We start from the raw sequence: 26,294 nt of genomic DNA, 5'->3' as shown, positions 1-26,294 counted from the left end.
GCCGTGTTTTTTTAAATTGATTTCGCGGCGGTAGCATTCTTGAAGAAGTTAAATGTAGCGATAGAGATGTGATTTATAACCTAGGAGACTTAATACCGCTACACCAATATAGTACCATTTTAATCTTAATTTATTATTAACTGTTTTATTTTTTTCTTTTCTTGGTCAATTCGGAGTAAATAAGCAATTCAGAGGTTTTGCGAAGCGATTTATTTCAGAGAAACGTTGTGCCAAGGACTCTGAAAAAAGCAGTACAATCGACTCCGATTTCAACAACTTTTTTCTGGATTGTGCGGTATATTTAATAGTTCGGTAACTTGAGCACTATCAAAGAAAAAATCACAGATTCCATTGATATCAATACGCTGATGTTCATTCTCAACAATATGTTTCATATAAAAGTTAATACGAACTCGATAGACACCATTTGAACTTATGTCATTAAAATTAGGAATCTCATCATGGTTGCTCACCGTCAGAGTCATTTTTTTATGCAAAATATTATCAAGCACTGATACATAACCTAATGCATTTAAAAAACAACCAACAACGATATTTCCAGTCTCCAAAAGAGCGGATTCCTCCAGACGCCCTATTTGTCGTGTTGAACCTAGTGTCCGATGTAACAGAACATCACAGATTCTTAAAGCGGAAGTTCTTGGTAAAATATAGGAGCCAAAGCCTTCTAAAGTACCAAGCAAAGGAGTAGTCATGATTATCGCTCCTCCCAAGTTAGGATTAATTTGAGCGATCTCCTCTTTAATACTGTCTTTGATGATGCTTTGTACCTCAGTGACTTTGACACTGACATCGGCACTTGTTAAGGTTATCTGTTGGCTTAATAATTTTGATAAGGCAAAGGTCGCTTCTGTTGCTGCGAAACTCATTAATTCATTGAATCGTTTCTCTATCTTCATCATGATTTATCCTGTATGTTTTTGCTTTAAACATAGGAAAAGCTCGTCGATATCCATAATTAAAATGGTCTCACCTGAGCCCAATAATGCCGTCCCAGAGAACAACTTACTCCCTCGAATGATTGGATTAATCGGTTGAGTAATAATTTCTTCTGTGGTGAGCAGCGCGTCTACAACTAAACCCAATAACTCTTCTTCTTTTCTTAAGACAACAATAAATTGGCGTTCTTCTGCAGTTATCTTTTCCTTAAAAAGAACGGACAAACGCAAAAGAGGGACATTGATTTGCTCATACACAAAAGCTTCTTGATGCAAGAGAGCGGCGGTCTCCTGACAAGATATCGTGATTAAACGTTCTATGCTATTGATTGGAAGTGCATAAATCTGATCGCCTTGACGTACCAACAAAACAAGAATAACGGTTAAGGTTAAAGGAATCTTTATCGTAAATTGAGTCCCTTTTCCCTTTTCAGTTGCGACTTCAATCGTTCCGTTAATGGATTCAATGGTCTGCTTAACAATAGACAAACCCAGCCCCCTTCCTGAAATATCTGTGACTGTTTCTGTAGTGGAAATCCCATAAAAAATAGCGTTTGTTACTTCTAGTTTCTCTGCTGTTGTAGGTAATAAATTGCGCCTTATCGCAATATTTTTAATGGCCTCGAGATTAAGTCCAGCACCATCATCGCTGACTTCAATGACTACAGACTCTTTATGGCGTTTCGCTTTTAAACTGATGCTTCCTTCTGCAGGTTTCTTTTTCGCCTTTCTCATGTCGGAAGATTCTAAACCATGATCCACTGCGTTTTTGATTAAGTGAGCTAGAGATTCACTTATAGCGTCGATTAATGAACGATCGACTTCAATATCTCTGCCTTCAGTGCGTAATTCAACCTGTTTATTTTGCTGTTTCGCGAGATCTCTGACCATACGGGAAAAACGATCGAATACAAATCCTATAGGCACGAGTCGAATTTGCATGACGTAATACTGTAACTCATTGAGTGTTTGATTCAAAATGCCTACTGTTGTAGCTAATTCAGGGGATTGAATCGTCTCACTTAAATTGTCTAATCTCATTTTATTAATAAGCAATTCTTTAGTCAGATTGAGCAATTTATCAAGGCGGTCGACTTTAACTTCGATGCTGGTAACCGATTCTAAGGTCGACAGTGATTTGATTGCCGATAGATCAGCAGTGTGCCTCTCATCATCGGATAAAACACTGTTAATTTGTTTAATGATTGTCTCGGTAGCAGGCTCTGGCTTTCCTGCTGAGATTTCTTTTAAGGCCTCTTTTAAAAAATCAAAGCAGTTAAATAAAAGATTAACACAAAGTTTGAGTGGAATTTTTTGGGTACGAATTGCATCGAGTAAATCTTCGATCGCATGATTTAATTTTGCTATTTTTTGAAATCCCATAGTTGCAGAAATACTTTTGAATGTATGAGCGCTGCGAAAAATGTCTTGTAGGTTTTTCTTATTATCTTGTTTTCGTTCCAAATTGATGAGTGCTAAATTCATATTTTTAATATGATTGTTTGCCTCAATAAGAAAATCCTCTATGTATTGATTCATGTCATCATTCATCAACGACATCCTATGGTAAGTTATAAATATTTTTTAAGTTCCTGTTTAATTTGCTCTGTCTCAAATGGTTTTTGAATGTATCCTTTTGCTCCCAGAGATTTACACCGTTCCTTAATTGAAGCATGACCAACGGATGTCACCATGAATACATTGATGTGTGGATATTGATTATGAATGCTTTCTAAGAGCTGAATTCCTTCCACTTCACTGGCATTCATGATTACATCGAGTAGTACGAGATCGGGTGATTTTTTTTTGAGTAAGAGTAGGGCTGCTTTTTCGCCATCAGCCTCTATGATATCGAGATCTGCAAACTGTTTATTTAAAATATCTTTTAAGATTGTCCGCATAAAATTGGAATCATCCACAATCATCACCTTCTTACCCATCGTATTCTCCTCAAATGAGCTCGACTGAGTTCTCTCGAAATCCCGATGGTCAGAGTTTCCCGAGAAATCATTTCGTATTCGTTCACAATCTCGTCATTTTGAAGAGTTTACGACGAAGGAGCTCTTGTTTGAGCATCCTATTCACTGGATGCTCATACCATATGCTGGAGCTCCCTCACTACATTCGAGATGACGTATCGTCGTGAACACGTACAATCATTCGTTTAATAACGTTCCATGGCGGATAGCTTTATAAGTTCCTCTTGCGCTAAAATACTCGCTAAATTTAATAAAATAATTAAACGATTTTCATCAATCACTACCCCACCGACATATTTTTCATGAATATTGATGATGCTGGAAGGATTTTTATTTATCTCCGCACCGTTTACACGCAAAACTTCAACGACTTCATCAACCATTAGGCCAAAAATCCCACTATTTTGTTTTGTAATAATGATATGCTTTGGATTATCGTTAACGGCTGTGGGAAGAGAAAATAGGCTTTTAATATCAATAATCGCTACAATATCGCCACGCACATTGATCAACCCACGTATAAAATAGGGCGAATCAGGAATAGGGGTGATGGGAACGACCTTGATAATTTCTTGTGCGTCACTGATTGGTATACAAAACTCTTCATTTCCTGATCGAAATACAATGAGTTGCACTAATTGTTGTTCTTTAGCTTTAAGAGTTGATGAGGATCGATTCGGCATTATTCACCCCTGAGCACGTGTGTTTCAGAGGCCATATAGGCTACTTTAAATCGTTTCAGGGCCGTTCTTAACTCATCGGACAGAACGGATAAATTCGAAGCGGACACCGTCATTTGTTGCATACTGGCAGTTTGTTGTTGAATTGACGAGGACATCTGTTCGGCACCAACTGCCGCTTGCTCTGAGGTCGCCGAGATCTCTTCTGTTGTTTTTGCAACAGCAAGGGCTGCCTTGGCTTGCTCTGATGTTGCAGTTGAAATTTCCTGAGCCTTGACTGTGATTTCCTGGGTACCCGAACTAATTTGGCTAAGAATTCTTAACGCTTCATTGACAATATCAATGGATTCAGTGACCTTCTGTGTACCTGTGGTCATACCTTCAACCACTTGTGTGGTCGACTCGAGTATGGTGTTCACCATACCCTCAATTTGCACGGCGGCTTTTTTAGTCCCTTCAGCAAGCTTCCTAATTTCGTCGGCCACCACAGCAAATCCTCGACCTGCCTCACCGGCACGAGCAGCTTCTATTGCGGCATTTAATGCCAAAAGGTTTGTTTGATCGGCAATACCTTTTGTCGTACCGACAATCACCCCAATTTCTTTGGCGCGCTTATCCAAATCTTTGACTGTATCGGTATTGGATTTCACGATATCATCAATAGACTTAAGCCGTGTTGCCGCTTGTTTTCCTGCATCAGTACCCCTGCTTGCCAGTTTTGCGGCTTCTTGGGTTACTTCCGCGGCAGTACGTGAATTGGTTGCCCCTTGTTGAATGGATTTAGACAGTTCCGTAACAATCCGCGTACTTGATTCCAGTTTTTTCGCCTGTTCTTTCGCCCCCACAGCGATTTGCTGTGTGGTGCTCGCTGCTTGTTGCAAAGTACTACTAACCTGCTTTGAGATATCCGCTAATTGTACTGACGCGCCAGAAACTTTGGTCGAACTGTCCATAGCAAAACGAATTAATGCGCCTAAATCATCAAAAGACTTATTCAATGCATCAGATAATGTTCTGATATCACCCTGGGTTTCAATACTGACTCGTTGCGACACATCGCCCATGGATAGTGCGACCGCAAGGCGAATCACTTCTTGTACCGGTGTCGCAATCGAATTCAAGAGATTATTTAATTTATCAACAATATCTTTCCAACTGCCTCCAACACCTTCAACATTAGCGCGTTCATTTAATCTGCCTTCTTTACCCGCTACTTGCGCCACACGGGATACCTCACTCGCCAAGCGATTAAGGTCATCCACCATTTTATTGATGGTTTCTTTGAGCAGTAACACTTCCCCTTTAGCCTCAACAGTAATTTTTTGCGTCAAATCCCCTGCGCTGATTGCAATCGCAACTTTTGAAATATTACGTACTTGATCCGTCAGGTTAGAAGCCATCGCATTCACGTTGGCAGTTAATTCTTTCCAGGTACCACCGACTTCCGGTACTGAAGCCTGACCACCTAATTTTCCTTCGGTACCCACTTCTTTTGCAACGCGTGTAACTTCAGCGGCAAAAAGATTTAAGTTATCCACCATCTTGTTTAGTGTTTCTTTAAGTTGAAGAATTTCTCCACTGACCTCAACCGTTATTTTTTGATTCAGATCGCCATCCGCAACCGCCGTGGCGACCTGAGCAATATTACGCACTTGGCTGGTTAAATTGGCAGCCATCGCATTCACATTATCGGTCAATTCCTTCCATGTGCCAGTTACCCCAGGAACCTGTGCTTGACCACCTAATTTACCCTCGGTACCCACCTCTTTCGCTACCCGCGTTACTTCACCTGAAAATGATCTTAAGTTATCCACCATGTCGTTGATGGTATTTTTTAATTCCAATACTTCACCTCGTACCTCAACGGTAATTTTTTGATTCAAATTGCCGCTGGCTACAGCGGTGGTAACTTGCGCGATATTGCGCACCTGGTTGGTTAAATTGGCTGCCATCGCATTCACGTTATCCGTTAATTCTTTCCATGTACCTGTAACATTGGGTACTTGTGCCTGCCCACCTAATTTCCCTTCGGTGCCCACTTCTTTGGCAACCCGAGTTACTTCGGAAGCAAAGATGGTTAAACTATCCACCATCCTGTTAATTGTTTCTTTCAGTTGCAACACTTCCCCAAGCACTTCTACAGTGATCTTCTGATTTAAATCACCTTTTGCGACTGCGGTCGCAACTTGGGCAATGTTACGTACTTGACTGGTTAAATTAGCAGCCATCGCATTCACATTATCGGTTAATTCTTTCCACGTACCCGTAACCCCAGGCACCTGTGCTTGACCGCCTAGCTTTCCTTCGGTGCCCACTTCCTTGGCTACCCGTGTTACTTCTGAAGCAAAGATAGTCAAACTATCCACCATTTTATTCAGGGTTTCTTTCAGTTGCAGCATTTCACCTTGAACTTCAACGGTGATCTTTTGATTCAAATCACCTTTAGCCACTGCGGTTGCTACCTGAGCAATATTGCGCACCTGGTTGGTTAAATTGGCCGCCATCGCATTCACATTATCGGTTAACTCTTTCCATGTGCCTGTGACACCAGGAACTTGTGCTTGCCCGCCCAATTTACCCTCGGTACCGACTTCTTTCGCCACCCGCGTTACTTCACCTGAAAACGACCTTAAATTATCCACCATCTTGTTAATTGTATTTTTCAATTCCAATACTTCGCCTTTGACTTCAACAGTAATTTTTTGATTGAGATCACCACTGGCCACGGCGGTGGTTACTTGAGCGATATTGCGCACTTGGCTGGTTAAATTGGCAGCCATTGCATTGACGTTATCGGTTAATTCTTTCCAGGTTCCCGTGACACCAGGAACCTGCGCTTGCCCGCCTAATTTACCTTCGGTACCGACTTCACGGGCAACGCGGGTTACTTCTGAAGTAAAACTGCTTAACCCTTCCATCATACTATTATAGGAATCGGCTATTTCGCCAAAAATATCATACTGGTCTTTTTTCAAGCGTTTGGACAAGTCGCCTCGCCTCACCGACTCCATAGCCTCAAGAATATCACGAAGTCTACTCTCCATTGAGGCCTTACTTTTGGGGTGATGAAAAGGTTCTAAATTCATCGCAACTTCTTGTGTTCCTTTCTGTCGAGGCATTGTTCAATTCCATTGATGAAGCGATACAATAAATATAGTAAAAGTATAATATTTTTACAAAAATGAACAGTCGTGGTAGAATATCTTAAGAGCACTTAGTTTTTTTTTTACCCAGATAACTAAGTATCTTATGTCTGAGGGAATTTGTTATGCCAAAATGTACTATTAGATTATTACTCGATGCAGCACAGCTCGCCTATCGTATTGAAGGAAAAGAAAATAAGTTGCGCGAAGACGAAAACGAAACGAGTGAAGGCTACGTCTATACCAAGACATTAACAGAGGGTATCGCTAATGCAGAATATAAGATCGAAGCTAAAACCAATCCCGAAGCAGAAGGTACTGAGGCTTTAGCGGCTGTTTGTCTTAAACCAATGGATGACGAATCCACTTCCCCTATTATTATTTCCTATAGAGGAACAGCAGCGATTAGGGATGTGGCTTCCAATATCAATCTAACCTTAACGGGTACCGTAGGAAAAAAATTACAGGAAGAAGCATATGATTTCTATGAGAAGGCAAAATTACAGTTTCCCAATAGGGAAATCATAATCGTGGGACATTCTCTAGGAGGACACCTCGCCCAATATGTCGGAGCTCGAGCCTATGCAACAGATAGAGACCTGCAAGAGTCAAGAAAATTACATGTGAGAACATTTAATACTGCTTCCATTGATTCACTCCATGGCCGATCATTGACTAAAGAACACCCTGGTCTTTTTGCTCAATTTTGTAATTACAGACTCGACATGGATATTGTCAGTGGGCTACGCGTTGCAGAAAATTTAGGTGGATTACCCACTCCACGATATTATGGAAACACCTTTTCTTTTAGCACCGATAAAAACCGACTTGCGGCCCATCCTTTGAGGGCAATGAGAGAAGTCATTCCTGACAATGTACAAGATTTGGTAGTAGGCGGAACCAATCAAGCGGAGAGGGATTTAAACACGCTGAAAGAAGCCGTTCTCGGTATTAAAGAAGCCTATGCAGCCCACATCAAGGGGCAATGGTTTTCTACGTTTCGGATGGGCAGCCAAAATAAAAAAATCATTGATGAACAATTAGATCTTGCTAGCAAGGCTTTAAATGAAGATCCACCCGATTTCGTAATGGCAAGAATGCACCTAAATGTTGCCATGCATCGAACTTCTGGCCCTACCTCATTTCAGTGCCTTGATTTTTTAATCAAAGAGGTTAATTTTGTTGCGAGCGAATGGCCTGAGAATGAAAATCAGAATACGAGCATCTTGAACGTTAGGACAACTCAAAATAGTATTTAGATTTTATAGGTGCTTCACTGCATTGATAAATTGGTATTTTTCCATAGATTATTAAGAAGGCAATAGTTCAGATTAAAGCATGCACTGTTTATCTAATACCACGATGTATCCAGCGTATTGGCTGCAACTGCTGCCGGTTCTACGGCTCATTTACCCTTGGCTTTGTGGAAAAATTTCCGCATTCACGAGACTTACTTGAAGCCTCCTACCGATGAAAATCGGTGTAATTGTTAAAAAATTGACAATATCTTCGGATCCTGCTGCATTTTTTAGTATAATAAACAACCCAAGTGTTCTTTTTTAGTTGAATAAATTTTATGCCTGAAAATTTTGGTTTCGCTGAAATAAGTACCATCGAAGATGCCCATGCTGCGTGGGAATCTTTTTTTGGTCGTTTTTTCTCGCCGGAAATTCCACCAGGTGTTGATGTCACTTTTGATCCAACATTACGAGTGTTTGCGCCAAGAAAAAATATAAATGCCAAATACAAACATCCTGGGTTCAGAGACCCCAAAACAAACCAGTTTCCTGTCGATCCAACAAGAACCCTGCATTCCGATGATTTTGATGACTTTTTAAATGGCAATAAAATTACTATTCCAGCACATATCACTCTGGATGCAGAAGGCTTGGAAGGAGTTGCAAAAGCAATTGCATGTGGTGATTTTGAACACCCAGCCTTAAATAAAGAAGATCATACTTTTTACGCATTGTGGCTTTTCAAACAGAACAAAATCACGCGCCAGCAAATGACTACGATACTCGCCAGAGCTCAAATTCCTAAAGAATATCCTTTGGAGAAAACATTTTCTATTTTTGCTCACGATGGACAACTTTCTAAAGAAGCTATTGAATTGTGCTTTCCAGCGATTGTAGAAAGTATCTATGGTGAACGACTTACCAGAGAGCAGACTGAACGATTATTAAACCTTATTTTAGCGGCACCCAAATCGGAACAAGTTTTTTTTATTTCAAAACATAATCCGCAAATTATTGCGCCACCAAACACGCGTATCCAACTCGGAGATGCTCTGCTGAGAAATCGTTCTTGGCATAGGGCAACATATCAAGGAGATGAATATGATCTTTACTTATCTTTCGGTGTTATTGAAGCACTACAAATTGCACGGTATGGAGTTCATGGCGCTGCTGCAAATCGTGCAAAAATAGGAAAGCTAGATATTGACGCGGTCAAAGAGGGCGTTGTATATAACTACAGGCCAACTGCAATTAGTATGCCGAATAGTGGCGTTGAAACACCTACGAAAGAGATACATGGTTATGCTGACACGCCAATGCCTGTAGTAACAGAGCATGATGTGTATCATGCAAAAATACAGAGCACCCTCGGACCAGATTTCAATCTGATGTTAAATCATATGCATCAGATTATTGCTCAACACACCAAACTAAAATGGTCAAAAACCATGTGGGAATTAATAGACCGTGAGTTTCTTGCTTTTGTACATCCCACAAAAGAGAAGAAATTGAAAAGTGGTGAAGAGCGATTCATTGCAATGCTTCATCGTGATGATGAGGATCAAGGGCGTTTATTCAGGAGTTATGATCCTCCACTGTTGAGTGATGATGGATTTGCCATAGTTTGGCATATGGTGAATCATAGTGATGTTTGGAAAAAACTCTATCACGTCGATGTGAATCGTTTGGGCTATCCATACGATATGTTGATCAAGCAAATTAAGGCTTTTCAAAAGACGCTTGATGGTATTGACAAGGGGAAGAAGAGAGAGGTTGCCAGTCATCATAAGCATACTGAAATACTGACACTGAAGTATCGTTTGTTTGCTGGAACCTCTCCTGGTGAGTTCAAAAAAATATGCAGGTTAATTGATGCACTACAAGATCAGTTAATTCCTGAACAAAATAAAATCACTGACCACGTTCAAAAATTGATATTTGGAAAATATGCTGATCGAAATAATAAGAATTTAACCATACTTAAATTCAAAAATTTTGGCGAAGAAATATTAATTGATGAAAATTCAGTAAAAGAAATAATTCCAATGCTGGTCAACATGCAGCTTATTTCTAAATTTGGAGAAAAGAACCCCGAAAAAGTAACAATTGAAGTGGATCAAATTTCCAAGCAATTCAGAAGCACTTATCTGAACAGTACTTTCTCAAAAAAAACACTGGAGGCTTCAATTCAAACGTTCTCAACAATCACTGAAAAACTTGATTTTCTCGAGGCCTGTTATGAACAAATAATTCATTCGAAAGCTTATACTCAACGACACGCCACTGCCGATAAGCTATTTGCTTTTTTTAAAAATCCATTAACTGCATCTCAACGAAAACATATCATTTTATTAAAAGAGCAACTCAATGAATTAATGACCGAATATCAAGAATCAAATCGTTTAAGTGAAGAAGAAAATGAAGAACTGCAATGGTATATGAGAAACCGTGGCTCTAATCTCGCTCTTTGTAAAACTGATCGGTTTTATCTCCACTTGGACTCCACGGTTCCTTCCGCCATTCAAGAGATGAAACCTTAGATGCCAGGACTGTTTTATTAGCAACACCATGATATAAGTCAGGACCCTGAACTTGGATGCTCTATTTCATCTGACTGTAATTGATTTCAAGTGTCTGCATGCGGACTATGTTTCATCGTAGCCAACTGCCTTAAACCAAAGGCCAGCACAGTTGCTACTTTCTCCCGCAAAAGTTCACTATAAAATTCATAATGAGCGCCACGGACTCATCGATTAGCGATTGGGACGTATCAATCACCATGTGTTTGCTTTCCCAAGGCTCATAGTGGCGATCCAAAACATCTTGCCATGTAGGCAGTTTATGTCCCTCCAAATCGGCAATGCGTCCTTCTACCCGATTTTGATGAGCGGTTGCATCGGAACAAATGAGTTCAATCTCGATAAAATCTGCTCCGGCTTGTTCGGCTACTTGCTGCCAATGTTGGCGTGTGATTGCAATCGGATTAACCGAATCGGCCACCACATTTAAGCCTAAGGCCAAATTCTCTCGAGCAACTGCATAGCTGATAAAGTACCCCTCTGAACCCACTATCAATGCATCAGGATAGCCATCTAAGTTAATTAGAGCCTGCTCAATAGTGTCTACTCTGAGATAAACGGCCTTGATACGCTGGGCTATGATTTTAGAAATCGTAGTTTTTCCTGTCCCCGGTAACCCACCGAAAATAATTAACATCGCTCGATGGCCTTTTATAAACGTTTGTGGCATTTTTATTATTTTCCTTTTTTCTTAAAAAGGTGCAACCTTATCCTTATCACATTTTGTTTTACTTCAATTACCTGTGCATCTTTCAGAGCAAGGCTTCCCAAAAGGTGACTCAAAGCGTTTTGCTGTATTGAGTTGCTAAATATTCTTTATAATCTCCTTGGCTTTCCTCACACGCTTTTTTGTAAGATTGTTTTCTAAATTCCTCAGAACAAAACAAACCCTCTTTCTTGAAAAAATTATGAATTTGTCGGTTTGTTTTATTAGAAGATTTTAATAAACCCTCGCTGACGGCGGTTTTTACATTTGTTGTAAGTAATGCGAGTTGATTTGAGCAAGCCATTTGTTTGCTATATCCTGTTTTTGCCAACGTCTCATCTTGCGAGGGAGACGCCTCTTTTTGCAGAATAGTGCTAATGACTCTGATTTTTTTATGCAATATTTGCATCACTGACAATGCATATTGTTTTCTGCTTTGGTGCGTTTGCTCATACGCAACAGGCAAGGCATTTTTTTTTGAAAAGCAAATATTATCGATCACCCTATCGAGCGTTGCTCTGAGTTGTGTATCAGCACCATAAAGGCCCAGCTCGATACGTTTCCGAATTTCATGAGCTTCTTCTAACAATTGGGAGACAATTTTGGTGTACTCCCGCTTGAGCTGAGTATCTGTTTGAGTCGATAAAAAGTAAGCCCAATTTGTTTTGAATTTCCCTAATACATGGTTGTCGTTATACAAAGGTAATTTTGATCCCGGCTTAGCAACTCGATATTCGCCCCCCACAATCCAGCTTAATAAAAAATTATAGGCCTCTAAGCCCGTCATCAGTTTGCAGGCTTTATTTTTTTCTTTGAGTTCTTCTAATAATTCAGCAAAGGCTTTTTGATCTTCCACCTCATTGAAGATAAAGATATGCCTGACACAAGAAACTGAGTGAATCGGTTTTACTAAGTCTTTAAATCGCTGTATGGTATCTTTGGTCTTGCCGACACCACGATTTAAGGTGAGTTCAATTACTCTAAATTTTTGAAAATCAAAACCCATGTGCCCCCCGAGATTAGAAACTATTGAGATTTCTTAAATAATCAACATGTAGAATGGTTCTGCGGTTTTCACCTACTCTGGTCATGCGCAATGATTCATTTAAAAACACTAAGGCATGAAGATAAACCAATGGTATATTAAAATGATAATTTGCTAAAAACAAGACAAGAACAACCATTAAATCAAGAGCCTGACTGGACTTTATTGCTCGGGTTAATTCAAGAGCAACAGCGCTTTTATCCTGGACATTCGCAATCGAGAGTCCGTTATTGACGTAGTGACGGCCAGACAAGCAAACGTAGGCTGTGCGCAGCTTCATGCGCCCCTACTGCAGTTCCCCCTGCATCTCAAAAACTCCGTTTGCTTGACTTACACACCGCACTAAAAATCGTTGCGTGCAGGGATGTCTTTATTTACCTATGAGTATAAAAATTGCAGCCAGCAAAGCAACCACAGCGGTGATGGTGCTGGGAATTGCAACCCCAGGAGCCAAAACACCAAGAGCTACTATGATGAGGTAAACAGCGAGAAGAATAAAACCTACATTTTTAGTGAATCGCATCGTTTACTCCTTAATTAATTTGACCCTAAACACTAAAACATCTAGAAATGAATTTTTGATTATTCAACAGTACCTCCTAATCTTTCAACGTTTCAGGCGACATAAGCATTTTATAGATTTCGCCAACATGCATTTCTTCTTCTTGAATCATTTTTCTGGCAAACTCTTCAACTAACACTGACTTTTTTTCTGAATGGTGTAAGAGTTGATAATATAAGTTTAAACCTTGTTTCTCATGCTCAAGAGACTCCTCCAAAATAGTTCTAATATTATGCTGATGAGTTTCTAATAATGTGCCAATTTTAAGTGTAGGGTGATAGGAAAAATGGGTAATAAGCTCCCCTATTAAATGAGCGTGATTTAAGCTCTCTTGAGCCTGATCCCGCATCCATTTACAGATAGGGATACGATTAAAACCGAATATCATAAAAGAGTAGTGGGTATAGCGCACAACCCCGGCCATCTCAAGTTCTAATATCTTATTTAGAGTTTTTATAATGGCATCATCAATTGTTCCAGACTCGGGTCTTCCATGTGTCATAGTTCATTCCTCTAATTGGCCTATCTAAGAGTATAGAATAATTCAAAAGAAATGGGGGTTGAGGCGCAAGTCCATACGAACGTTGTCCAGGCTTCGCTTCGTTTCACCTAAGCTTCCTGGATTAAGTTTTAGGCATTGATAATCGCTTGTGTTTGGACCATATCATATACACGGTAGTATATCCCATCGCTATCAGCAAGATACCAAGTTGGACACCAAAGTAAACGAATTCATCGGGGTTGGGATCATTCATTTTGACTCGATTGATCAACGCGGAAAGCAAAAATATAGAGGCCCAGAAGCTGGTCATTTTAAAACATGAACGGACAAATTGAACTGATTCCTGCTGTTCTTGAGCGATTCCTTCACGAGCATAGTCCTGAACGAATGGGCGTCCGACAATCATAGAAAGCATGGCAACAATAAACAAGATAGCTCCTGGAAGCACGCCCAGATATTGAATGACGAACACGTTCTTCAGCCATAGAGCAAAAATAAGGACGATAGCAAAATAAATTGCCATCCCCCACATGATCATCCCTTGGCTCAGTCTCATGAACACCATGACAATTAATAGCGCAGAGCCTGTACTTGAATTTTGCATTTCACCTCTTCAAAATTCAGGCTCTGACCTATGATTTCTTAAGACGTTCAGCACACTTCATTCACATCTATTATAAACTGAACATTGAACCTTGCTCCGGTTTAATTAATGCGACACCGATATCATTTTCCTGGGACAATTCATTGATAACCTGCTTTCGTGTATCCTCTTTCGAATTTGAAAAATCAACTAATCTCGGTTTGATGTGAGTAACAATAACTGGCAATCCCCGTAGTGCGTTTTTAAAATCTAAAGGATCAACAATTGACGCCAATTGGCGCAACTCAAACATAAATAAACTTGGTTTTAAATGCCCAAATAATTTGTCATCTGGCTGTGAGTTTAAAAAGGAACACTCGAGCATGATGGCATGAAGCTGCTTCTTTCTAATGAGTGGCGCAATTTCCTTCCAAATAGTTTCCAAATTTGTTGATTTTTCAATGCGATCAGCCCCCGTATCCCCCAAGTATAAGAGATATTCCGTCTCATAACGTATTAAAAAGGCGCTTGATGCCATTCCACCATGACTTAAAGGGAACGTTTTTACCTGCAGATCGGTATTAGGAATAGCAGTCCATTGCAGCAATGGTATGGTTTGATAATGCTGATAATTCAAGTGCGGAATTTCACCCCTATCACCAAAATTTCCCCAAACAGACCAGTTAAAAATATGTTTCTGCAATGCCTGCATGGTTTCTTCGCGTGCCATAATTGTCTGCTGCGCTCGTAATTCGGGTTGAGCCATTACAAGCCCCATCAGATGATCAAGATGTGCATGAGAAATGAGATAAGCAGGAATATATTTTTGCAGCAAATCGTCAATATTTTTATTAAATAGCGATTGCTTCTGGACGCTAACTTCAAGCCCATGCATCAAAGTACCCCCATCAAGAGCCGTATAATTATCGCTCTCGATTGTTTTTAATAAATAAGCGGATAAATTCCCATCTTTCAAACCACCATAGACTCCAAGAGGAATAATCTCAAAAACAGGTGCGCAAGATGCTGCGTCTGACAACAAAAAAATCAAAATCGTAATCAATAACTGACGCATGCAGGCTTCCTTAAAGGCTTCGAGTAATAGTGTAAAATAATATAGTAATTCAGGCTTGCTGCAATCAGAGATTTTATAGAGTAGAAAATCAGCAGCTTGATTCAAGTGACTTTATAGTAACCCTTGAATGCAGAAATGTAATCCCCCTATTTTTAATCAATTTCCTCGCCCCGGAAGGAGTTCTTTCAGTTATTAAAATGAATTTAGTGTCATCAGCAACCGATAGGATAGGTAACACCATTCAAGGAGAGAAAGTTATTCACAATCTCCCCCCAAAATCCCCTCTCCCCTTGGGGAGAGGGACAGGGTGAGGGCAGCCATTTCTATTCTGAGCTTGGCAGCTAGGCGCCTTGATTCAACTTTTCAGGGTAGAGAATTTTTGGAATGAACCTCTACTGGTTCCTCAAGATACTCATAATCCCTTGTAAAAACTTCTTTTACTTCCTCAGGACTAGGCCGAACTTCAGGTTTCGGAGCTAACATTGAGAGTAACATATAAATTATACTCTCTTTTTCGTTCTCACTGAGATCGGACTCCTCAAGGTGGACAAGATCGCTGTCAAATGAACCCTTTTTGCTTGCGCGGTAAATCCCTTTGATGCCTAATTTAGGACTAGGGAGCATTCTTTGTTCTCCCCAAAGCTCACCAAGAATATGTCCTAAAGCAAACACATCGCTTGCGGTACTGCTCCCATCTCCCTCAAATCGCTCGGGAGCCATATACACTGGGGTACCTCTTATTAACTTACCAGAATCGTTGACCTTTATTTTCTTAGCAAAAGCGAAATCTATAAAAGTAACAATTGGCTGCTTGGGATTAGAAAGATCCACCATGATGTTTCTCAGAGAAATATCATTGTGCACTAAACCTCTCCTTTTTACCTGTTCTATGTATGCATCGAGAATGGCAAGGGAAATTGCTTTTCGGGTAGCCGTGTCCAGTGGTTCTTGCGCCGTCCCATACAAAAGATCATGTAAGGTAACCCCGGGAGCTTTTTTAATGATAAAATACGCACCAAGTGCTCCATCATTATCTCTAAAAAAGACTGGATTTCTTACTTTTAAATGACCCGCTTGTTTGGTTCGTTTATATTCTTCCTTAATGCTTTTACGCCATACTGCTTCTTCTTTCTCTTGTTTAAAGAAAATGAATTTTCTCACTCTCTCTTTATGTGGTTTTAAAGATATGGGTATAAATTCAAGCCCCCTTTCGTTAAAAACCAACTTCCCTTCAATAAGGTCAATACGTCCAAATTTTCCGCTGCCTGCTTGGCCGTCTCTCATTACCTCAAAACATTCACTGATGCCGTCTTTTCCCAAGCGCCAATTCAGTTCATGGGTTAATTTAAATCGGATGGACTCATGTGTATAAACCGCATCTTTTAAAAACACTTCGGGATTATCATCACCCTCCAAAAAATCGCTTAAGAAGGGGCTCTGCTCTTGGCTCAACTGAGTAGGATTAATAATTATCACTGACTCTTCAGGTGGATTCCTATTGTTTTCTAGTTCCGATTTCGATCTCATGAAAGCTCTTATAAAATACAAATAGCTCCAAAATTATACTTTTTAATTATTAAGAAAATATTATTTTTCCGAGGAATAATTTGTATTAATTCCAGGAAAGCAGTTAACTCAATGATAAAAAATGAAATTAATATCAAACCGACTTGATTCTGTGTTAAAGTTGGCCAATTTTTTATTTTATTCTGGTGTAACAAATTATGTCCCTATATCAGCTTATTAATCGCCAACTTAGCCAAGCAGGTTTTCATTATGAAGAGGAGCAACTAGGTCAATTAGATATAATCGAATATATGTTGTTTGAATTAGCAGGGGTATTGCCTTCGCTACAAGGCAAGCCGCTTAAATGTGTCTTTCGTCCAGGTCATAAAGGTACTATTTTTTTTCCAGTGAGGGAAAAAGTCTCCGCTCTTGAGTTCAGTGTTACAATGAACGAAGCTTCGATGAGCGAGGAAGAGCAAATTAATTTTTCTCTCATTGCCAATGCGATTGCAGATAAATTGCCAGGGAGTGCTGTTGATGAGCAACATCAATTGAATCATCATTGTAATACGCTCCGTGCAGTTATTATTCCCGACCAACAAATTGAAAATGCGATCCAATCCTCTTCTTACAAACTACCTTAATCGAAAGTGGTGCTGATTTTTTCAATAATCCTATTTCACAAAAAAGCTTTGAGAAATTCAAAAAAAGTGTCAGGTTGCAATAACGAGCGCAAAAAATGATTTTGCCAACTTTCGCGGCAGAGGAACTTGGTATGATGGACTAAATCCCATATTGAAAGCACTTATCCTTTGTGTCAAAGCAATAGCCGGAATTATTGCTGGTATTACTGTGCTCCCAGGGGTGTTGACAGAAATCTATTCAGAGCTAGGTTATATAGGAACTTTTTTTAATGCGAAAACAGACTCGCTCAGAAAATTGGAAACCTTTGAACAACATCTTTTTTCTAAAATGGGTATCTTTGATGAATTAGATAAAGAAATTGCCAATATAGGAATGGTCTATTAGATTCAGGGGCTTCGCAAAACACCAACATTCATTATTGATACAATGTGTCTATTTGACGGTTTCAACTGGACGATTTTATGGTTATAAGTCATGATGCAAACTGACACCCAATTTTTGCCCACTACAAAATACCCATTGCTAAGGGTAAGTGTTTCTTGGGTGAAGGAACTTTAAATGATATTCTTTCCTGCTTATATGCCTCTATTTTTAAAGAGAAATTTTGCGGATGAGCGTCTTGAGATAGTGCAACGATTTTTAATGGTAATCGAAGAGAGAGTTTTCTAATAAAGGATTAAGAATCAAAAGAGGAACGGCAACATGCTGAAAACAAGTCAAGTGAGTGAAACTTTGCGGCAGTCTGGTATTCGTGCGGCAAGCACGGAGTGTGAAAAAATTGGCGGCATTAATCTAGGCCAGGGTATTTGTGATTTACCTACTCCTGAGGTCATAAAACAGGCTGCGATACGTGCGATTGAGCACGAAAAAAATGTGTACTCTGCGTGTGAAGGAGTATTTAACCTACGTCAGGCCATCGCTCATAAAATTCAAACTTTTAATAAAATTCCAGTTCAAGCCGAAACAGAAGTTCTGGTAACTCACGGTTCTACCGGTGCTTTTATTTGTGCGACGATGTCTTTGTTTAACCCAGGGGATGAAGTGATTTTGTTTGAACCCTTCTATGGCTACCACAAAAACATTTTAGAGCTGTATCAAGTTCAAGTTAAAGCGGTTCCCATTAATCTAGATGATTTAAGCGTGCAAATGGAGGATCTTGAACAAGCAATTACCCCTAAAACCCGGGCAATTATCATTTGCACCCCCTGTAATCCTTGCGGCAAAGTGTTTTCTGAGCAGGAATTATTAGCCATCGGAGAAATTGCAGAACATTATGATTTAGCGGTAATCACGGATGAAATTTATGAATACATTACTTATCCTGGCTATAAACATGTGTCGTTTGCTCGTTTGAAAAATTTTAAAGAACGCACGATCACGATTTCAGGATGTTCAAAAACGTATAATATGACAGGATGGCGTTTAGGTTATGCCAGTGGCCCAGCCCATGTTATTGCGAAAATGGCCCTGGTCCAGGACCTGGTTTATGTGTGTCCGGCAACCCCCCTGCAACATGCGGCGATTGACGCGTTTAAATTACAAGAAAGTTATTATCAACAAATGTGTCAAACCTATTTGGAAAAACGTGATCATACAGTTCGGGAATTACGTGAGGTTGGTTTTGAAGTGACCGTTCCTCAAGGAGCTTATTATATCATGGCTGATTTTTCCCGCATGGGCTTTAAAGATGATGCGACCATGACGCGCGTATTATTAGAACAAGCGAAAGTTGCCGTGGTTCCTGGACGTTCATTTTATTTAAATCCAGATAAAGGAAAACATGTCTTACGTTTTTGTTACGCGTTGAGTATGGACAAAGTAGCGCAAGGACTAAAACAGATTAAGGATGGTTTAGTATCCTGTGTGTCCTAATACCTAGACTCACTCATAGCGGGTAGGTTGGGTCATTTTTTCCCAACCTAGCTTGCTGTGTTATCACGCAAAACAAACACTATCGTTTGGATTATGAATAAAAAAATTATTGCTGCAGCATCCTTAGGCACTCTGCTTGAAATGTATGATTACGCTATTTATGGCTTTATGGCGCCAATTTTAGCGTCTCTTTTTTTTCCTATTGCCAATCAACGCGTTGCTTTAGTTGCAACATTCGCTATTTTTGCAGCAGGTTTTTTAATTCGACCATTGGCCGCCTACTGGTTAGGGAACCTAGGTGACACTATTGGTCGGAAAAAAACATTGACACTCACGCTCTTAGTGATGACGTTTTCATCAAGTTTTATTGGTTTATTACCTACCTATCAGGCCGCAGGCATTATCGCCCCCATATTGCTCACTCTCTGTCGATTAGCACAGGGTATTTCCGTAGCCGGGGAAATGACCTTGGCAAGTATTTACATCTATGAAAATGTCAGTATGCGTCATAAAGGGTTCGCCGTAAGCTTTGTTACTTTGGGTTCTATTTGTGGGTTGTTAGTTGCCATCCTCGTGAGCAAAATAACCTTGTCATTTTTTTCCAAACAGGAACTCATTTACCTTTGGCGTTTCCCTTTTTTAATGGGAATATTCGTTGGTTTTGCTGGAGTTTATTTGCGCAGTAAGACCCGAGAAGTGACCGATTTTTCAAAAGTAATGACCAAAAGACAAAAGCATCCATTAATCAGTGCCTGGCATTATCGGCAAAAAGCAGTTATTTCCATTTTTCTTTTAGCAATTTTTTGTAATGCCAGTTTTTATACTCTTTTTGTTTATATGCCCTCGTATTTACAACAACGCGGATTAGCACTAACCGTAGCGATGGATGTCATTATGGTGGCAATGATATGTTATGGCATAGGCTTACTTCTCTCAGGATTTATTTCGGATATTCGGGGAAGACAATTCCCGTTAGCAGTCAGTTTGATTGCCACTGTTTTTGCCAGTCTCCTGATCAATTATTTAATTAACGCAGGAACCTTAGTCCAGATTACTTTGGCTTGCAGTGCTTTAGCGATGATTATCTCTCTTTTTATCGGAAGTGTATTTACCGCCAGTCTTGAACTATTACCGCTAGAAGAACGAGCCAGTGGTTTTACTTTATTTTTTAACCTGAGCAATTCTCTATTTGGTGGTACAGCGCCGCTGATTATTTTACTCTTAAGTTATATTTTCATAAATTTTGCCTTTTCGATTTATTTGATCGCGATGGCTTTGTTGACTCTTCCGGCCCTCTGGTTAATGCACGAGAAAAAACCGGCATAGCTCATAGTGAGCCTGATAAAACGGACGTCAGAACCATCAATACACTAGGCGGAAATGAAAATTAATTTAGTTTGCGCGTAATTCAGATAATAACTCGAGTTGAATTTTTTCAATTTCCATCATTTTTTCCCACTGGTAAGACAAAAGATGATCGATTTTTTCATGCAAAATACGAATTTCAAGTTCCGCTTTCAAATTAATTTGATAATCATGTTGTGCACGAATGCGATCTTTTGCCTCTTTTCGATTTTGACTCATCATAATGACTGGTGCTTGAATAGCAGAAAGACATGATAGAATTAGATTGAGAAAAATAAAGGGATATGGATCAGTAGGTTGCCACCAATAAATCAATGAATTTGCCCCTAACCAAAATGCCATAAAAATGGAAAAAGAGATTAAAAACTTCCAGCTGCCACCAAAGCTGGCCATGCTGTCTGCAAGGCGATCCGCTAGTGATAATTTTTGATTCAGATGAGGCTCCATTTCAACGGACAATAACTCTTTGTCATCCAGGCGTTCGAGAACTTTATTCTTTAAGGTAGTCAATTCATTTTTATCAGATGTGAGCAAATGACGGACATAGCGTGAGCGCATTACCGCCAGATCTTCATGACATATGAAGTGTTGATCATTCCAATCTGGGTAGAGATGCATAATCTCTTTGCTAATCTCTGGGCGAATTAATTCGCCAGAAATCAGTCTATTTTGAGGAAAAGACTTCTCACAAACCGAACATACCTTTAAGGACTGTTTCATCAGATTTTCAGTTACCATTGATAGGAGGTCATCCATTATACCTTTTAGAAGACGAGAGTACTATTGGTGAAAAGAAGGGTACTTTTTTTTAATAACTGCTTACCCCACCCCATTCATGCTAGTATTTAATCATTGTTCAAGGGATCGTGTTTGAGAATTTTAATGAAACGCTGCTTACTCTTTATCTTTTTTTATTTGCACACCATTATTGGAAATACTGCCAGTCAAATTCTGGTTCTTTCTGGTGGTGATAATCCCGGGCTGAATCATTATTCCCAATATCTACAAACTAAAACTCTTTATGAGTTCCTGGCGCATCACTATGGTCAGGACAGAGTGAGCCTTTTTTTTGGCGCAGGAAACAATGAATTGCAGCAGCCCATCCCTCTAGACGTTCATCAAAAAATTAATACAAAGCAGGATAAATACGATAAAACGGATCTCATGCAAACGGGGATCATTACCAACAATCAGAGTGCCACCAAAGGACAAGTCAGTACTTACTTTTTATCCCCCAAAATCCGCTCCTTAAAACCTGATGAGGACTTATTCCTCTTTGTTAGCGACCATGGGATGCCTTACGGCTTTTTCGAAGATAAAAGTACCAATCCCTACAGTAATAATTGCATCGATTTATGGCACTATAAAAAACCGTTCATCAATAACTTTACTAGCGAGAACCATTTTAATAAAGCCTGCCTTTCTAAAAACGAACTGGGCTCGTTGCTCGCACAGGTTCCAAGCCGTCACGTTGTGTTTGCTATGTCGCAATGTTATTCCGGAGGCTTTCATCAATTATCGGTCAAATTAAAAAATGGTTATCCCAGTGCTAATCCTAAAATCTGTGGATTTACTGCCGCAACTCCAGACCATTATGCTTCAGGTTGCACAGCCGATGCTGATGGAGCGACGTATCAAGGTTATGAACGTTCATTTACTGAGGCGTATACTGGAACTAGCATCTTGACCGGTCAGAAGTTAAAAGAACCCACAAAAGATATATTTACTGCGCATCAGCAAGCAATATTAGACGACATTACCGTAGATGTCCCGATCAGTACTTCCGATTATTATCTATTGCTATGGGCCGATTATTTTATGAAGGACCAGTTTTCCTCTCGCATCGCGGACTTAAATCAAACAGCCATCCGAAAAATATTTAATCAATATCAGCATGAACTGCAATCAATCAAGAATCCCGATTTAGATCAATTTGTTGATTTAAGCACAGCTAATGAAACTAAAATTATTTCCCTTCTCCCAGAAGCGAAAAAATTTGTAGGACTTTCGATCGCGCGGCAAACTAAGAAAATCTCTGAATTAGAGCAGCAAATAAAAGAACAAGGTGATGAGTTAGAGTCAACTTGGGATGGGATGATGAATCTTTATACTAATGTAATCAATGCACCATGGAGTCAAAGCTTAAAACAGCATCAAATCACCCATTTAAAGTCCAAGATCTATCAATTCGAACACGAATTCTATCAAGCGATTATGAAGCAAGGATTTTATAAACATCCTTTCCAGCTGGATATGTATTATCTGCAATATTTATCGGCAAAAAACAATGATAAGGACTTAGTAGATTATCAAAAAAACAGGTTGGCCATAATCAAACACTGGGCTGAAGGACAGCATAATCCAACGTTGGTTTATGCGATAAATTACTATCAATCCCTGGACAAAAAACAACAGCAATTACAGGACCTTATTGCTAAAAAGGAAAAAGAGAAACAATTACTCAAACGCATCTTGACTTACAATAAGATTAAAGCCGCATGGGTTACTTTAATTCGAATTAACGATAAAACCGCTTTAGCTGAATTACAAGGGTTATTGGACTGCGAACATTCTGAGCTAAACTAGGCATTTAATCGAACAGGGGCTCTTCGCATGTAGCCCCTTCCCCAGTCAATTTTAGCAGCCATCAATCAGGTTAATCATTTGACGTAAAAAAATTAAAAAATTTGAAAATTGTGTATATAATGCCCGCAAACTAATAAAAACACGAGCAGGGACTTTATCATGCGCTATTATTTTAATAATTCAAGAAATTATATCGACACTCGCGAGAAACTTTCCGCAGAGCAACTCGATCAGCTAAAGGAAATTATGTCTTTTTTTCCTTACAAAGATAAGGAAAATTGGCCAGAACAATTTAGGTCATTTCAACCTGAAAAATACTCTTCTAAACTCGTTTATCTGGCTGCTAATGCGTTCGATCATAATGGCTATACCATGCTAGGTTTGGCCTGTGAGTATGGTAAAGATATCGAAGTAGTGCAAAAACTGATTGATTTGGGTGCCCATTTGGATACAGCGGATCACCATATGAAAAAAACACCATTGCACCGCGCTATAGACAATCAACTGTCCGCTTCTAACCGGGATTCCTTGTCGGCAGCAGCTGTTGTTCAATGTCTGCTTCAAAATCGAGTAAATACTCAAAATACCAGCTTCCAAAAACCTATTCTTTATGCTCGAGCGCAACATTTTGAAGCAGCAGAAAAACTCATAGGACAACACAAACACTATTGCAGAGAATTTGAAAAATTTCGAAGCTTATTGCTCTCCGGAAATACGCATGCTCTAAAAAAAATGGTAGAAGGATCAGTAACGTTGCCCTTTTCAATGACACAATTCAAAGGTTGGTCCCTTGTTTTTAATGCCATCCAGGAAAGTTATACGCATCAAAATACCTTGAGTAATCTGGAACTGCTAAAAAAGCATCATGTTGATTTCAACAGTACCTTTTACCTTAAAACCTACTTAGGTGTTCCAGTCTATTGCTCGGTTAATCCGATTGCTTATTTATTATTACGTGGCGGTGACTCAAGACTAATCGACGCCTTAATGAAGCATGGAGCGGATCCGGACCATCCTTCAGTAGCGGTCGTTAAGAAAATTATTGAACAAACTCCTCAACATAGGGCTTTTGATTATCCAGTACAAAATAATAAGAACCCCTATGATGTCAACTCCAGAAAAATGCTCGCATTATTTGAATCCAAAATGAGGAACCACAATCAAGAAAGTAGCCATACTAAAAAATCTGATGCCAATCCCTCCCGTAAACTGGGATTTTTTGAAAGAAGCGCTGATCTAACCGAGGATATAAGTCCTGATGAAATGCTAGCAAGTGCATTTGGTCTAGGATCATTCACTGCAAAACAATGACAGCCCTATAACCAAAACGTCGGGCTACCAATAGCCCGACTAAATCAATGTTATTGTTCAAAAGGCTTCCTTGCCCTTGCAACTATCTTAAACCGAAAATTTTTGGTTCTCTTCCAATCGCTCTTCATCTTCATTTGTTGCCACAGGGATGTTCTGCAAAATATCCCTGATCAATGATTGATTATAACGTCGTTGAGGATTGGTTTTGGCAAATGTTCCTCCGCTAAAAAATGTAGCATGATAGCTTGGAATCTCTGAGTCCCCATAATCAAAAACAATATCTTGCTCGCCATAGGCTGTCTGAAACTGAGCTGCGATATAGGCCTCCAGTATACGAGTTTGCTCCTCATTTAAATCCGTGCGCTCAAATCGTCCAGATACAAGGTAAACTTGCAAATACCCCTCGCGTTGACAAACATAACCTGCATAAAATGCTGAGCCATCATACTTGCCTTCAGGTAATGTGAGTGAGGGATGTCCATAGCGATCCTTCCAGTTAATAAATGAATAAAGTGATTCATTAAAGCTGTCCTTAAAACCAGTGTATCCATATTCTTTCTCATACGCATTTTTTACACCAGTTGCCAAAATAAAATCACTTCGTAAAGCCCAGATTCGCTTTTCTTGTGGGCGTAAGGGATATTGAATACTGGTAATATCTTGATAACCCGGATTGATGCACCCTTCACCAGGATAACTGTATTTGGGTTTAATCGAAGGAATATTGTGTGTTATGTAGTTTTGGGCGTTTACATAACCTGAATCATCGTGTGACATCTTAACCGCTTTCGAGATTGATGAGGGCGTGTAGGACCTGGGTTTTTTGCCATTAGGGTACGGCGTATTGGTAAAGAATAATGATGAATCCACATCATCCTCTTCTGGCGTGGTATCAAAGAATACAACCTTCTGAATTCCATAGGCTTTTTGAAATTTTAATGCTAAATAGGACTCAACAACATAAATCTGTTCCTCTGTGAGTGGTAAGATTCCCTCGTTAATTCGATTACAACGATTATATCTTCCCGACGATAAAAAAACTTCCAGGAGCCCGTCACGCTGACAAATAAATCCAGCATACAAAACAGTACCATCGTACTGATTATCTGCTATGGCAAGAGAAGGATGTCCGTATCGATCGCTCCAATTTAGATAAGCATATTGTGATTCGTCAAAAGTTTCTTTTAACCCATAATAACCATGTTGCTGCTCGGCGTTTTTCACTCCAGTCGCTAGAACAAAATCACTGCGTAACGCAAATATTCGTTTTTCATTGGCCCTAAGGAAACGGTCAACCTCTTCAATACGTTGAAAAGCTGGATTTATTCCTACCTCCCCAGTATAAGTATATTTAGGTGCGACTCCTTTGATATGACGTTGAATATAAGATTTTAATACAAACTCTGAGCTAAAAATTTTTGACTGAATGTCCGCTTTGTTCATGATAATTGCCTCATTTTTACCCCAAATAACCCACGTTGATTGATGGATGTTTTCTAGGCTTAAATTCAGCAGCAAAAAATATTAAGTTGAATTTTTACCGCCAAATTTCAATTTGAGCGCTTTAAAAGATCGAGAAGGAGTGTCTCGAGACCTGGACACTGGTATTGGAGAGGATTAGTTTGTTAGCGCCGTTTACAAATAATTCCGCCCAACCTCGACAACAGTGTCCAGGCAGCGCATCATCATCATTTGTTGTAAGCGAGTTTGTTGCATTTCAGATAACAGAGATATCAAAGATAAAAACATTGTGTCATTAAATTAAACACTAGGTCAAGCATTTCAATAAAATTCCCCAATACTACAGTGCTGAGGTGAATCAATACCCTGTGATTTATCTTGGGACTGTGGCATTTATTGATTGAAGCTATGGACAATCCAGGTTATATCCCAGCTTGGAGGCAGTTTTGTGGGCGGGCAGTATCGCTACGGCCTAAACAAAGACCGCCTGCGTCTTTTAT

General features: G+C 39.6%; 23 protein-coding genes. 8 read left to right on the top strand and 15 right to left on the bottom strand.

Features of this window, described 5'->3' with window-relative positions:
• Positions 1–269: 269 nt before the first annotated feature.
• The 5 genes from OQJ13_RS12755 to OQJ13_RS12735 form a co-directional block, all read right to left on the bottom strand.
• The gene (locus OQJ13_RS12755; RefSeq protein ID WP_265711196.1) at positions 270–920 is read right to left on the bottom strand and encodes a hypothetical protein; all 651 of its coding nucleotides are present in this window, start codon (positions 918–920) and stop codon (positions 270–272) included.
• Between the two features lie 3 nt (positions 921–923).
• The gene (locus OQJ13_RS12750; RefSeq protein ID WP_265711195.1) at positions 924–2,507 is read right to left on the bottom strand and encodes a chemotaxis protein CheA; all 1,584 of its coding nucleotides are present in this window, start codon (positions 2,505–2,507) and stop codon (positions 924–926) included.
• 20 nt (positions 2,508–2,527) lie between these two features.
• Positions 2,528–2,896 carry a response regulator gene (locus OQJ13_RS12745; RefSeq protein WP_265711194.1) on the bottom strand — a complete coding sequence of 123 codons (369 nt, stop codon included), beginning with the start codon at positions 2,894–2,896 and terminating at the stop codon, positions 2,528–2,530.
• A 224-nt stretch (positions 2,897–3,120) separates the two neighbouring features.
• A complete protein-coding gene (locus OQJ13_RS12740) occupies positions 3,121–3,618 on the bottom strand; it encodes a chemotaxis protein CheW (protein WP_265711193.1) in 498 nt (165 codons plus the stop codon).
• A complete protein-coding gene (locus tag OQJ13_RS12735) occupies positions 3,618–6,734 on the bottom strand; it encodes a HAMP domain-containing protein (protein ID WP_265711192.1) in 3,117 nt (1,038 codons plus the stop codon). Before OQJ13_RS12735 ends, OQJ13_RS12740 begins: the two co-directional genes overlap by 1 nt.
• 149 nt (positions 6,735–6,883) lie before the next feature.
• Here OQJ13_RS12735 and OQJ13_RS12730 point away from each other — a divergent pair, with 149 nt between their 5' ends.
• Entirely contained in the window at positions 6,884–8,017 is a 1,134-nt protein-coding gene (locus OQJ13_RS12730) for an Mbeg1-like protein (RefSeq protein ID WP_265711191.1), read from the top strand.
• A gap of 317 nt (positions 8,018–8,334) precedes the next feature.
• Complete coding sequence (locus tag OQJ13_RS12725; protein ID WP_265711190.1) at positions 8,335–10,536, top strand: hypothetical protein; 2,202 nt, start codon at positions 8,335–8,337, stop codon at positions 10,534–10,536.
• Positions 10,537–10,690: 154 nt separating this feature from the next.
• Here OQJ13_RS12725 and OQJ13_RS12720 read toward each other — a convergent pair whose 3' ends face one another.
• The 8 genes from OQJ13_RS12720 to OQJ13_RS12685 all read right to left on the bottom strand — a co-directional run bounded on the left by OQJ13_RS12720 (position 10,691) and on the right by OQJ13_RS12685 (position 16,575).
• The gene (locus OQJ13_RS12720) at positions 10,691–11,245 is read right to left on the bottom strand and encodes an AAA family ATPase (protein ID WP_265711189.1); all 555 of its coding nucleotides are present in this window, start codon (positions 11,243–11,245) and stop codon (positions 10,691–10,693) included.
• A gap of 109 nt (positions 11,246–11,354) precedes the next feature.
• Positions 11,355–12,287 carry a hypothetical protein gene (locus OQJ13_RS12715; RefSeq protein ID WP_265711188.1) on the bottom strand — a complete coding sequence of 311 codons (933 nt, stop codon included), beginning with the start codon at positions 12,285–12,287 and terminating at the stop codon, positions 11,355–11,357.
• A gap of 13 nt (positions 12,288–12,300) precedes the next feature.
• Positions 12,301–12,606, bottom strand: coding sequence for a hypothetical protein (locus tag OQJ13_RS12710; RefSeq protein WP_265711187.1), 306 nt, complete (start codon positions 12,604–12,606; stop codon positions 12,301–12,303).
• Between the two features lie 90 nt (positions 12,607–12,696).
• Positions 12,697–12,849 carry a hypothetical protein gene (locus OQJ13_RS12705; protein ID WP_265711186.1) on the bottom strand — a complete coding sequence of 51 codons (153 nt, stop codon included), beginning with the start codon at positions 12,847–12,849 and terminating at the stop codon, positions 12,697–12,699.
• Positions 12,850–12,925: 76 nt separating this feature from the next.
• The gene (locus OQJ13_RS12700) at positions 12,926–13,390 is read right to left on the bottom strand and encodes a ferritin-like domain-containing protein (RefSeq protein WP_265711185.1); all 465 of its coding nucleotides are present in this window, start codon (positions 13,388–13,390) and stop codon (positions 12,926–12,928) included.
• A 121-nt stretch (positions 13,391–13,511) separates the two neighbouring features.
• The gene (locus tag OQJ13_RS12695; protein WP_265711184.1) at positions 13,512–13,994 is read right to left on the bottom strand and encodes a hypothetical protein; all 483 of its coding nucleotides are present in this window, start codon (positions 13,992–13,994) and stop codon (positions 13,512–13,514) included.
• A 70-nt stretch (positions 13,995–14,064) separates the two neighbouring features.
• Positions 14,065–15,048 (bottom strand): MBL fold metallo-hydrolase, encoded by a 984-nt coding sequence (locus OQJ13_RS12690; protein WP_265711183.1) that lies wholly within the window; start codon positions 15,046–15,048, stop codon positions 14,065–14,067.
• A gap of 363 nt (positions 15,049–15,411) precedes the next feature.
• Positions 15,412–16,575 carry a protein kinase domain-containing protein gene (locus tag OQJ13_RS12685; protein ID WP_265711182.1) on the bottom strand — a complete coding sequence of 388 codons (1,164 nt, stop codon included), beginning with the start codon at positions 16,573–16,575 and terminating at the stop codon, positions 15,412–15,414.
• A 197-nt stretch (positions 16,576–16,772) separates the two neighbouring features.
• On the opposite strand from OQJ13_RS12685, the gene OQJ13_RS12680 reads away from it, so the two are divergent.
• From OQJ13_RS12680 to OQJ13_RS12665, 4 genes are all read left to right on the top strand, one after another.
• A complete protein-coding gene (locus OQJ13_RS12680) occupies positions 16,773–17,198 on the top strand; it encodes a hypothetical protein (RefSeq protein ID WP_265711181.1) in 426 nt (141 codons plus the stop codon).
• Positions 17,199–17,349: 151 nt separating this feature from the next.
• Entirely contained in the window at positions 17,350–17,583 is a 234-nt protein-coding gene (locus OQJ13_RS12675; RefSeq protein ID WP_265711180.1) for a hypothetical protein, read from the top strand.
• A gap of 318 nt (positions 17,584–17,901) precedes the next feature.
• Entirely contained in the window at positions 17,902–19,071 is a 1,170-nt protein-coding gene (locus OQJ13_RS12670; protein ID WP_265711179.1) for a pyridoxal phosphate-dependent aminotransferase, read from the top strand.
• Between the two features lie 93 nt (positions 19,072–19,164).
• The gene (locus OQJ13_RS12665; RefSeq protein WP_265711178.1) at positions 19,165–20,397 is read left to right on the top strand and encodes an MFS transporter; all 1,233 of its coding nucleotides are present in this window, start codon (positions 19,165–19,167) and stop codon (positions 20,395–20,397) included.
• Positions 20,398–20,463: 66 nt separating this feature from the next.
• Here OQJ13_RS12665 and OQJ13_RS12660 read toward each other — a convergent pair whose 3' ends face one another.
• The gene (locus OQJ13_RS12660; RefSeq protein WP_265711177.1) at positions 20,464–21,174 is read right to left on the bottom strand and encodes a DUF1003 domain-containing protein; all 711 of its coding nucleotides are present in this window, start codon (positions 21,172–21,174) and stop codon (positions 20,464–20,466) included.
• A 132-nt stretch (positions 21,175–21,306) separates the two neighbouring features.
• On the opposite strand from OQJ13_RS12660, the gene OQJ13_RS12655 reads away from it, so the two are divergent.
• Complete coding sequence (locus tag OQJ13_RS12655; RefSeq protein WP_265711176.1) at positions 21,307–23,022, top strand: hypothetical protein; 1,716 nt, start codon at positions 21,307–21,309, stop codon at positions 23,020–23,022.
• Between the two features lie 159 nt (positions 23,023–23,181).
• Positions 23,182–24,333 carry an ankyrin repeat domain-containing protein gene (locus tag OQJ13_RS12650; RefSeq protein ID WP_265711175.1) on the top strand — a complete coding sequence of 384 codons (1,152 nt, stop codon included), beginning with the start codon at positions 23,182–23,184 and terminating at the stop codon, positions 24,331–24,333.
• Positions 24,334–24,420: 87 nt separating this feature from the next.
• Here OQJ13_RS12650 and OQJ13_RS12645 read toward each other — a convergent pair whose 3' ends face one another.
• A complete protein-coding gene (locus tag OQJ13_RS12645; protein WP_265711174.1) occupies positions 24,421–25,776 on the bottom strand; it encodes a hypothetical protein in 1,356 nt (451 codons plus the stop codon).
• Positions 25,777–26,294: the final 518 nt, after the last annotated feature.

Source organism: Legionella sp. PATHC035, from assembly GCF_026191115.1.
GTDB lineage: Bacteria > Pseudomonadota > Gammaproteobacteria > Legionellales > Legionellaceae > Legionella.
The sequence above is the reverse complement of the archived record's forward strand: the minus strand, read 5'-3'. Positions and strand labels throughout refer to the sequence as shown.